This window comes from Streptomyces hokutonensis (assembly GCF_042751305.1).
Lineage (GTDB): Bacteria > Actinomycetota > Actinomycetes > Streptomycetales > Streptomycetaceae > Streptomyces > Streptomyces hokutonensis_A.
In genome coordinates this window covers 1,018,701-1,027,030 of the sequence record NZ_JBHYWD010000001.1, presented here as the reverse complement: position 1 = coordinate 1,027,030, position 8,330 = coordinate 1,018,701, and the positions used below count along the sequence as shown (strand labels likewise).

The following is an 8,330-nucleotide window of genomic DNA, read 5'->3' as shown; positions in this document are numbered from 1 at the left end:
TGACGCTCCCCCGGCGTCTACATATCCCCGGCCGGGGCATACCTCACCCCCCCCACGGACTAACTCGGGCCCATCCCCCCCCGGCGCGGCGGTGGGAGGCGCCTTTGTTTTCACCGCTAACAGCAGACCGTTGTCAGCGATACATATTCCTGTTATCGTCGATTACATGAACACCAGATCGCTGATAATCGAAGCGGCGGCCGAGCTGATCGCCCAGTCACCCAGTGGTGACGTGTCCACTCGCGCGGTGTGCGAGGCGGCCGGTGTGCAGCAGCCGGTGCTGTATCGACTGTTCGGCGACAAGGACGGGCTGCTCGCGGCCACGGTCGACCACGTCTGGGACCAGTACCTGGAGACCAAGCGCGCCGCCGAGAAGTCCGAGGACCCGCTGCGGGACCTCCGGGCCGGCTGGGACAGCCACACGGCGTTCGCGCTGGCGCACCCCAACGCCTACAAGCTGATGTTCTCCCCGGCGCTCCGTTCCGTGCCCGAGGCCGCGGCGGAGGCGATGCGCATCCTGCGCGGGGACCTGGAGCGGCTCGCCGCGCAGGGCCGCCTGCGTATCGCACCGGAGATCGCGGCACGCATGGTCATGTCGGCCAACACCGGGGTGTCCCTGGCGCTGATCACCCGTCCCACGCTGTATCCGGACTCCGCCCTGTCGAGGCTGGTCCGGGACGCGATCCACCAGGCGATCCTGCTCGACCCCGCGGCGGACACCACGGCCACGGACGTCCGCGCCGCAGCCGCGACCACGCTGCTCTCGTCCCTGGACGACCTCACCCCCGAACCCTTCACCCCCGCGGAGTCGGCCCTGCTCGGGCAGTGGCTCACGCAGATCCCCACCTCACGGAAGGACCTCCACCATGACTGACACCGACACCACCACCCGCGTCGCCCTGGTCACCGGCGGCTCCGGCGGCATCGGCCGCGCGGTCGCCGAGCGACTGGCCAAGGACGGCATCGCGGTCGGCGTGCACTACGCCGGCAACAAGGCGAAGGCCGACGAGACGGTCGCCGCGATCGTCGCGGCCGGCGGCAGGGCGATCCCGGTCGGCGGTGACGTCGCCGACGAGGACGCGATGTCCGCCGCGTTCGGCGCGGTGGAGCAGGAGTTCGGCGGGATCGACGTCGTCGTCAACACCGCCGGGATCATGCTCCTGTCCCCGATCGCCACCCTGGACCTCGACGACCTGGACCGCATGCACCGCGTCAACATCCGCGGCACGTTCGTCGTCTCCCAGCAGGCGGCCCGGCGGGTGCGCGGCGGCGGCGCGATCATCAACTTCTCCACCACCGTGACCCGCACCAAGTTCCCGGCGTACGGCGGCTATGTGGCGAGCAAGGCCGCGGTCGAGGCGATGACCCTCGTGCTGGCCCGCGAACTGCGCGGCAAGGACATCACCGTGAACGCCGTCGCCCCCGGCCCCACCGCCACTCCCCTGTTCCTGAACGGCAAGGACGAGGCCACGGTCGAGAACCTGGCCAAGGCCGCCCCGCTGGAGCGTCTGGGCACCCCGGACGACATCGCGGAGTCGGTCGCGTTCCTGGCGGGCCCCGCCCGCTGGATCAACGGCCAAGTGCTTTTCGCCAACGGCGGGTTGGCCTGAGCCGTCCCGCCCACTCAAGGAGTCCCATGAACAACATCGTCGTGATCACCGGCGCCTCCAGCGGTTTCGGCGCCCTCACCGCCCGCGTCCTCGCGGACAAGGGCGACACCGTCTACGCCGGGATGCGCAACACCACCACCCGCAACGCGCCGCAGGTGCAGGCCGCCGCCGACTACAGCAAGGAACACGGCGTCGACCTGCGCTCCATAGAACTCGACGTCAACGCCCAGGAGTCCGTCGACACGGCGATCGACCGGGTCGTCGCCGAGCACGGCCGTATCGACGTACTGATCCACAACGCCGGCCACATGGTCACCGGACCGGCCGAGGCCTTCACCCCGGAGCAGCTCGCCGAGCTGTACGACGTGAACGTCCTCTCCACCCAGCGTGTCAACCGCGCCGCGCTGCCCCATCTGCGCGCGGCCGGCCGGGGTCTGGTGATCTGGGTGTCGAGTTCGAGCGTCAAGGGCGGCACCCCGCCATATCTGGCGCCGTACTTCGCAGCCAAGGCCGCGATGGACTCACTCGCCGTCAGTTACGCGGCGGAGCTGGCCCGTTGGGGTGTAGAGACCTCCATCGTGGTGCCCGGTTCCTTCACCGGCGGCACGAACCACTTCGCCCACTCCGGGCGCCCGACGGACAGTGCGGTCGAGGCGCAGTACGAGACGCGGTACCCGGGGCTGATGACCCAAGTCGCCGACAAACTCGCCGCGTTGGCGCCCGAGGGCGCGGACGCCTCGCTGGTCTCCGCGGAGATCGCCCGCATCGTCGCGCTTCCCGTCGGGCAGCGTCCGTACCGGGTGCACATCGACCCGGCCGACGACGGCTCCGAGGTGGTCTCCGTCGTGGCCGACCGCATCCGCCGCGAATTCCTGACGCGCGTCGACCTGGCGGACCTGCTCTCCGCGCACCCCACCGCGGCCTGACACCACCCGCCTACAGGGTCACCGCCTCCGGCACGTCCCGCCGATAGGACTCCCCGCCCCCGAACAGCTCCTCGGACACGGCCCGTACGGCGTTCACCACCAGCGGAGCCACCAGCTCCAGCGGTGCCCGCCCGTCGCCGACCACCGAGATCGCGCCGACCGGGCCGTCGGGCCCGCGCAGGGCGAGGCCGACGCAACCGAGGTCGGGGAAGCACTCGCCCCGGTCGATCGCGAGGCCGTTGCGTCGGCGTACGGTGCTCAACTCCCGGTGGAGCAGGTCGAGTCGGCCGATGCTGTGGGAGGTGCGGCACTCCATCGACTGCTGGTAGCGGGCGTCGATCTCCTCCGGGCTGAGCCAGGCGAGCATCGCCTTGCCGAGGCCGGTGCAGTGGGCGACCGCCCGGCCGCCGACCCGTGAGGGGATGTCGACCGCGGCCCGGCCGCCGACCTTGTCGAGGTAGTAGATCTCGGGTCCGTCGAGGACGGCGAGATGGACGACCATCTTCGTCCGGACGGCCAGGTCGAGGAGTTGCGGCGCGGCTGCCGCGCGCAGTGTGCTGTGCCCGATCTCCCGTCCGCCGAGGCCGAGCGCGCGCGGTCCCAGCGCGTACCCGGCAACGGTGTGGTGCAGCCAGTCCAGGCGCACCAGTTGGTCGAGGATCCGGTGGGTGGTCGAACGCGGCAACTGGGTCCGGCGGGAGACCACTTCGAGGGTGAGATGTGTCTGGGGCCGCTCGAAAAGGTCCATGATCAACGTCACGCGCTCCATCATCGACGGTGGCAGCGCATGCCGGTCGGCCTCGTATCGCGGCTCCAGTCGAAGGGCAGACGTCATCGTCAATGCCTCTCTGCTCAAACTGAAATCAATTCTAGTTCGGCGCCTTCGTCAACGTACCAACGGCGTCGGACGCGGGCCAAGAGGCGTGCACGGGTTAATTGGTACGTCCGGTCTAATCAACGCGCGAAAGCGCCGCTCCCCGGTGCGTGGTCCGGGGAGCGGCTCTGCGGAGATGTGCGCTCAGCAGCCGCGCGTGAGGTCCAGCGCGATGTCCACGATCATGTCCTCCTGCCCGCCGACCAACCCCCTCCTCCCGACCTCCTGGAGGATCGTGCGCGCGTCGAGGCCGTACTGTCCGGCCGCCGTCTCGGCGTGCCGCAGGAAGCTGGAGTAGGCGCCCGCGTAGCCGAGGGTCAGGGTCTCCCGGTCGACGCGGACGGGGCGGTCCTGCAGCGGCCGTACCAGATCGTCGGCGGCGTCCTGCAGGGCGAACAGGTCGCAACCGTGCTCCCAGCCAAGGAGGTTGGCCACGGCGACGAACGGTTCGATCGGGCAGTTGCCGGCACCCGCGCCCTGCCCGGCGAGGGACGCGTCGACGCGGGTCACCCCTTCCTCCACCGCCGTAACGGAGTTGGCGACCGACAGGGAGAGGTTCTCGTGCGCGTGGATGCCGATCTGGGTGTCCGGGTCGAGGACGTCCCGGTAGGCGCGGATTCGGTCGCGGACGCCGTCCATGGTCAGCCGGCCGCCGGAGTCGGTGACGTAGACGCAGTGCGCGCCGTAGGACTCCATCAGGCGTGCCTGACGGGCGAGTTCGGCAGGGTCGGTCATATGGGCCATCATCAGGAAGCCGGAGACGTCCATGCCGAGTTCGCGGGCGGTGGCGATGTGCTGCGCGGCCACGTCGGCCTCGGTGCAGTGAGTGGCGATCCGGACCGAGCGGACGCCGAGAGAGTACGCCCGCTTGAGTTCGGCGATGGTGCCGATGCCGGGCAGCAGCAGGGACGTGAGGGTCGCCCGGTGGATGGCTCCGGCGGCGGCCTCGATCCACTCCCAGTCGGTGTTGCTGCCGGGGCCGTAGTTGAGGCTGCCGCCCGCCAGTCCGTCGCCGTGGGCGACCTCGATGGCGTCCACGCCCGCCCGGTCCAGGGCCGCGCTGATGGCGGCCACGTTCTCGGGCGTGATCCGGTGCCGGATGGCGTGCATGCCGTCCCGGAGGGTGACGTCCTGCACATAGAGCCTGGGGGTCACCGGGTCACCTCGCTGGAGAAGCGCTGGGCGATGCGCTCGGCGACCCGCAGGGCGGCCGAGGTCATGATGTCGAGATTGCCTGCGTAGGCGGGCAAGTAGTGGGCGGCGCCCTCGACTTCGAGGAAGACGGACACCTTGGTGGTGACCTCGGAGACGTCACCGGTGAAGAGGGTGTGGACCGGATCGCCGGCCGGGATCGGGGTGAACTGCACCTGCTGCTTGAGCCGGTAGCCGGGCACGTACTCGGCGACCGCGTCCACCATGCCCTCCACCGAGGCCCGCACCTGCTCCTGGTCCGCGTCGCCGATCAGGCAGTAGACGGTGTCCCGCATGATCAGCGGCGGCTCGGCCGGGTTGAGCACGATGATCGCCTTGCCCCGCCGGGCACCGCCCACCTTCTCGATCGCGGCGGACGTCGTCTCGGTGAACTCGTCGATGTTGGCGCGGGTTCCGGGTCCTGCCGACTTCGAGGCGATCGAGGCGACGATCTCGGCGTAGGGCACAGGGGTGATCCGGCTGACCGCGTGCACGATCGGGATGGTGGCCTGGCCGCCACAGGTGACCAGGTTGAGGTTGTCGACATCGTTGGCAAGGTGCTCGTCGAGGTTCACCGGCGGCACGACGTACGGGCCGATGGCCGCGGGTGTGAGGTCGACGAGCCGTTTGCCGTACGGGGCGAGGCGCTTGGCGTTCTCGACGTGTGCCTTCGCGGACGTGGCGTCGAAGACGATCCCGATGTCGTCGAAACCGTCCATCCGGATCAGCCCGTCCACGCCCTCGTGGGTGGTGGGCACCTTCAGACGCGCGGCGCGGGCGAGGCCGTCCGAATCCGGGTCGATGCCCACCATCGCGGCCATCTCCAGGGTGTCGGACAGCCGCAGCACCTTGATCATCAGGTCGGTCCCGATGTTCCCGGAGCCGATGACGGCCACCTTGGTCTTCGTCATCCCTGTTCCTTCGCTGGGTTCGATGAGAAGGTCGCGGTCACCGAGCCGAGGCCCGTCATCTCGGCCCGTACGGTGACTCCTGGCGGGGTGGGGACGAGCGGACCGAGGGCGCCCGAGAGCACGACCTGGCCTGCCCGCAGCGGATCGCCGAACTCCCGCGCGGTGCGCGCCAGCCACAGCAGCGCGGCGAGGGGATCGCCGAGGCAGGCCGTGCCGTCGCCCTCGGACGCGAGCCGCCCGTCGGCGTACAGCCGCATGCGCACGTCCCGGGGTTCGAAGGCCTTCAACTCGACCCGCTCGCCACCGAGTACGAACAGTCCGCTGGACGCGTTGTCGGCGACGGTGTCGGTGATCGCGATGTCCCAGTCGGCGATCCGGCTGTCCACGATCTCCAGCGCGGCGACGCCGTAGGCGACGGCGGACCGGACCCGCTCGATGTCGAGATCGTCGTCGTCGAGGTCGGCTGCGAGGACGAACGCGATCTCCGCCTCGACCCTGGGCTGCAGCAGCCGCTCGCTCGGTACGGCGGGCAGCGCGCTGACGTCCATGTCGGCGAGGAGCACCCCGAAGTCGGGCCGGTCGACGCCGACTTGGCGCTGCACCGACTCCGAGGTCAGTCCGATCTTGCGGCCGACGACGTGTGCTCCGGCCTCGATCCGGTCGGCGACGACGCGCTGTTGGACGGCGTAGGCGAGGCTGATGTCGGTGGCACCGAGCAAGTCCCGTACGGGAGCGCACGGTTGACGGTCGCGGGCCGCGCGCGTCAGTCGTACGACCGCTTCGGCCACCGCCGCCTCGCGGTCCGCCACGGCCCTCGGTTCCCAAACGTCTGTCATTCGCATCCTCAACTCGTGATGGTCTCCAGCCTGGGCATCAGTGCCCTTTCACGGGCCCGCGCGTTCCGCTCACCGGGACTCGGTCCGGGCGTGGACACATGGTCTCGCTGAGCGAGATGGCCGGTCGGAGCCGGGGAGTTGGCTCGATACCGTCGCCCGCACATTGCTTGAGGTTGTGGCGTTGAGCCGCGCTCGGCCGTCGAGAACGTCAGCACACCTGAGGAGGTCATCTTGGCCAGCAACGAGGACGTCTACGACGTGATCGTGGTCGGGTCGGGCGGAGGTCTGGTCGGCGCCTATGCCGCCGCCTCGCGCGGACTGCGCACCCTCGTCATCGAGAAGACCGACCGGGTCGGCGGCACCACCGCCTACTCCGGTTCCGGTCTGTGGTACCCCGGTTCCGCGCCCATGCGGCGGGCCGGGCTCGACGACAGCATCGAGGACGCGCGGACGTATCTGCGCGACACCGTCGACGACGAGTCGCGCGAGCCGCTCCAGGAGGCCTATCTGCGGGCCGGCGCACAGCTGATCGACGAGCTGGAGCGGAACCCGTGGTTCCAGTCGTTCGAGCATCTCCCGGTGCCGGACTACTATCCGTCGGTCGCCGGCTCGTCCCCCACGGGCCACACCATCTTTCCGCCGCAGGTCACCGTCGCCGAGCTCGGCGAACACGCCCGGCTGGTCCGCGCCTGCCTGCCCACCCAGCGCTGGGGGCACGACGAGGGTCCGGTCCTGAGCGGGGGCCGCGCGCTGATCGGCAGGACGCTGGCCGCGTTCCTGGAGACGGGCCACGGCACGCTCCGTCTCGACACGGCGCTGGAGAGCCTGGTCGTCGAGGACGGCAGGGTCGTCGGCGTGGAGGCGGTGAGCGACGGCGAGCGGGTCACGTTCCGCGCCACGGGCGGGGTGATCCTCGCGGCCGGCGGCTTCGAGCGCAACCGCGAGCTGCGCGAGAAGTACCAGCCGGTTCCGGAGCGCGGCAGCGAATGGTCCCACGGTGCCCCGGGCAACACGGGCGACGCGCTCCAGGCCGGCATCGCGGTCGGCGCCGCCACCGATCTGCTCGACGCGGCCTGGTTCACCCCCGGACTCGTGTGGCCGGACGGTCTGCCGCTCTTCCACACGGGCACCCGTGGCGGAATCTGGGTCAACGCGGCCGGCGAACGCTTCGTCAACGAGACCCGCCCCTACGACCAGGCGGGCCGCGAGATAGTCCGCCTGCACGCCACTTCAGGCGTCTCGCACATCCCCGCCCACTGGATCATCGACCAGCGCCAGCTCGACCGGGACGGCTTCGGCGGTCCCTACGACGAGCCGGTCCGCCCCGAGTGGTTCGAGTCGGGCGCGCTCAAGAAGGCCGACACGCTCGAGGAGTTGGCCCAGCTGATCGACGTACCTCTTGAAGCCCTGCGCAAGACCGTCGAGGAGTACAACGGCTATGCGCAGACCGGGGTCGACGAGAAGTTCCACCGCGGCGAGACGCCCTGGGACCAGATGGCCCAGTACGTCCTGGGCTTCCCGGCCCTGCCCCAGTTGAACTACCCGGCACCACTGCCGACGAACGACTGGCCCAACCCGATCCTGCCCCCGCTCGACACCCCGCCGTACTACGTCGCGACGATCGTCCCGGCCGACATCGGCACCAAGGGCGGCCTGAGGATCGACGAGCACGCGCGGGTGCTGCGCCCGGACGGCGGCCCGATCGAAGGGCTCTACGCGGCCGGCAACACCGCCGCCGCGATGACGGGCCGCGTGTACCCGGGTGCGGGGGCTCCCATCGGTTCGAGCGTCGCGTTCTCGTATCTGGCCGTGCTCGACATCGCGGACGCAAAGAACTGACACAACGTCAAGTGCCCGGAACACCAAGGGTGTTCCGGGCCCCTTCAGGTATTGCGAAGGCGGGGTTGGCCGCCGCCCGGCCCCGCGCAATTTTGTCTGCGCCACCACGGTGGGGAGCTCCACCCTGAGCAATGGCCCCAACA

General features: G+C 70.2%; 8 protein-coding genes. 4 read left to right on the top strand and 4 right to left on the bottom strand.

Translation table 11 applies throughout. The features are described 5' to 3' along the window. Window positions 1-166: 166 nt before the first annotated feature. From ACFXC1_RS04765 to ACFXC1_RS04755, 3 genes are read left to right on the top strand one after another with little or no spacing between them, the layout of a single operon-like run. A complete protein-coding gene (locus ACFXC1_RS04765; RefSeq protein WP_381238733.1) occupies window positions 167-874 on the top strand; it encodes a TetR/AcrR family transcriptional regulator in 708 nt (235 codons plus the stop codon). After that, window positions 867-1,610 (top strand): SDR family oxidoreductase, encoded by a 744-nt coding sequence (locus ACFXC1_RS04760; protein WP_381238730.1) that lies wholly within the window; start codon window positions 867-869, stop codon window positions 1,608-1,610. Before ACFXC1_RS04765 ends, ACFXC1_RS04760 begins: the two co-directional genes overlap by 8 nt. A gap of 26 nt (window positions 1,611-1,636) precedes the next feature. Further along, window positions 1,637-2,536, top strand: a complete 900-nt coding sequence (locus tag ACFXC1_RS04755) for an SDR family oxidoreductase (RefSeq protein WP_381238728.1) — start codon at window positions 1,637-1,639, stop codon at window positions 2,534-2,536. Between the two features lie 10 nt (window positions 2,537-2,546). Here ACFXC1_RS04755 and ACFXC1_RS04750 read toward each other — a convergent pair whose 3' ends face one another. The 4 genes from ACFXC1_RS04750 to ACFXC1_RS04735 all read right to left on the bottom strand — a co-directional run bounded on the left by ACFXC1_RS04750 (window position 2,547) and on the right by ACFXC1_RS04735 (window position 6,348). Beyond that, window positions 2,547-3,308: an IclR family transcriptional regulator gene (locus ACFXC1_RS04750; protein ID WP_381239452.1), complete on the bottom strand. Its 762-nt coding sequence runs from the start codon at window positions 3,306-3,308 to the stop codon at window positions 2,547-2,549. Between the two features lie 246 nt (window positions 3,309-3,554). After that, window positions 3,555-4,565, bottom strand: coding sequence for a 4-hydroxy-2-oxovalerate aldolase (gene dmpG / locus ACFXC1_RS04745; RefSeq protein WP_381238725.1), 1,011 nt, complete (start codon window positions 4,563-4,565; stop codon window positions 3,555-3,557). Further along, window positions 4,562-5,512, bottom strand: coding sequence for an acetaldehyde dehydrogenase (acetylating) (locus tag ACFXC1_RS04740; protein ID WP_381238723.1), 951 nt, complete (start codon window positions 5,510-5,512; stop codon window positions 4,562-4,564). Before ACFXC1_RS04740 ends, dmpG begins: the two co-directional genes overlap by 4 nt. Then, entirely contained in the window at window positions 5,509-6,348 is an 840-nt protein-coding gene (locus ACFXC1_RS04735) for a 2-keto-4-pentenoate hydratase (protein WP_381238721.1), read from the bottom strand. Before ACFXC1_RS04735 ends, ACFXC1_RS04740 begins: the two co-directional genes overlap by 4 nt. A gap of 231 nt (window positions 6,349-6,579) precedes the next feature. Here ACFXC1_RS04735 and ACFXC1_RS04730 point away from each other — a divergent pair, with 231 nt between their 5' ends. Then, entirely contained in the window at window positions 6,580-8,187 is a 1,608-nt protein-coding gene (locus ACFXC1_RS04730; RefSeq protein WP_381238719.1) for an FAD-dependent oxidoreductase, read from the top strand. Window positions 8,188-8,330 lie beyond the last annotated feature (143 nt).